This is a genomic window from Massilimicrobiota sp. An80 (genome assembly GCF_002159255.1).
In the GTDB taxonomy this organism is placed as follows: domain Bacteria; phylum Bacillota_I; class Bacilli_A; order Erysipelotrichales; family Coprobacillaceae; genus Allocoprobacillus; species Allocoprobacillus merdigallinarum.
Genome location: NZ_NFHI01000099.1, coordinates 1 through 2,148, shown reverse-complemented (window position 1 = coordinate 2,148; position 2,148 = coordinate 1). Strand labels below are relative to the sequence as shown.

Sequence of the window (2,148 nt, the reverse complement as noted above, 5' to 3'; positions counted from 1 at the left end):
TAGTTCTTTAAATACTTGTCTGATATCCCTCTATATCCATGCAAAAACAATTCAATAGACGAATGCAATCTATTGACCTTATCCAATGTATATCCGTCCTTTTCTTTCTTGCCTGATGGTATCTTAATCCATTTGACTCCTAACTTTTTCATCAGTCCATGATATGAGCGTAAGCTGTCACTGACAACTGTACATTGTGAAGGAATTTTGTCTTTATATATTTCATAGAGATTCTTGGTATGTATTCTTCCTCTTTCTGATACCTGTATCACTTTATTGTTGTGCTCATCTATGGCACAGACAATGTTTCTCTTCTGATCGCTGATTCCTCTTTTCTTCTTTGATTCTTTATCTTCAACTGTTATTCCAGGATGTTTAACATCTGAAAGTTTCTCATCAAGGTAAACAACTCCATCTAGTATGCGATCTTCAGCTGTGAGAGAAGCACATACACTCAGTATCTTATGTCTCCACACAAGAGATGTATGTTCGCATATACCTGCAATATGAGCAGACTGTACAATGGTATCACCACGAAAGAGTGATTCCATATACAGATACCATTGATAGGCTTCCTTCTTTGAATATGAAAACAAAGTTCCTGTCATGGGCGAGAAAGTCTTATGACAATGTTTGCATAAATATCTTTGATTTCCATTTTTATCCTTGCCATATTTAATGATATGATCATGTCCGCAGTGAGGGCAAAAGGAACTATCAAATTCATCAGACAGTTCCTTATGCACTTCACCATCATAAATATGATTGATGATATGGTTATTGAGCTTTTCTCTAATGATTTCAATTTCATCATCAGTTGCATTATTGATAATGGAATCAATAATATCATTAAACATTTTATCAGTCATAATATCTTCACCTCGATATAAGTATAGCACTGATGAAAATATCATGTTTTATTTTAAAGGGCTTTAACACCGTTTTTATGGCTATGTTAACCCAAAAAGATGCAGAATTTGAAATTTATGATTTTAACACTGTTTTTTTGGCTATGTTAACCCAAAAAGATGCAGAATTTGAAATTTATGATTTTAACACTGTTTTTTGGTGGTTAAAAGTTATTCTTCCTATGCAGAGGCATTATCAAATATGATACACTTATTACATAAGTGAGGTAAACGACTATGAACTTAGAAGAAATCAAAAATGAATTAGAAAATTTGGATATGAATCAGCTTGATTTGCTTATCAAGTATATAAAAGATAAAAAACTTTTGAATGATTACACTGCTATCTTTATTGATGCAGTCGAAGCAAAATTCAATGATGTTTTTGTCTGTCCACACTGTCATTCGACTCAGATCAGAAAAAACGGACATTATAAAAATGGTACTCAAAGATACTTATGCAAGGACTGCCATGCAACATTTACTTCAACACATGGTACAATCCTAGCGAACACTAAACTACCTGCTTTAGTATGGTTAAAATATCTTATTATAATGGATCAGGATGAAGATTTAAGAGATTGTGCTCATTATGCAGGTGTTTCATTGAAATGCAGCTTCTATATGAGACATAAGATTCTCAATGCCATGTCCAATCAAATGAACGATGTTCAATTGGAAGGAATTGTCGAACTAGATGAAATGAGTGTTAATATCAGTTATTCTGGTAATCATGTTAAACAGAATCCTTGTAATAAGCTACCTAGAAACTCTTATAAAAGAGGTCGTAAGGGACAAAAACATAAAGATGATGATAAAATAACCGATGCAGTACAAATTGCTGGTGCTGTTGATCGCAGTGGAAATATCTATTTAAAAGTTGCCAAGATTGGGACAACTTCCCTAGATAGTGAAACAGTAAAAAAGGTATATGGTCAGGTCTTAAAACACGCAACAACATTATGCACAGATGGTCTATATGTATATAGAGAATTAAGCAAGGAATATGGTCTTCAGCATTATTCTTTTCCAAAAAAAAGCAAGGAAAAGCGAGGAATATATCATATAAATCATATAAACTACATTCACTCTAAAATCAAAGAATATATGCGAAAACATACAGGAATATCTTCAAAATATCTAGATGAATATCTATCATTAATAGCTTATACGATAAAAAACAAACAAAGAAATCTTCATGATAATTTTGTCAATATCTACCAATATCCATGCACATTTA

Annotated in this window: 2 protein-coding genes; one reads left to right on the top strand and one right to left on the bottom strand. The window is 32.4% G+C overall.

What is annotated here, in order from left to right:
• Positions 1-869, bottom strand: an 869-nt coding sequence (locus tag B5G32_RS13460) for an IS1595 family transposase (protein ID WP_087936953.1), incomplete at its 3' end; no start/stop codon positions are given.
• Positions 870-1,145: 276 nt separating this feature from the next.
• Between B5G32_RS13460 and B5G32_RS13450 the strand changes: the two genes are divergently transcribed.
• A partial coding sequence (locus B5G32_RS13450) for an IS1595 family transposase (RefSeq protein ID WP_087936951.1) occupies positions 1,146-2,148 on the top strand: 1,003 nt, incomplete at its 3' end.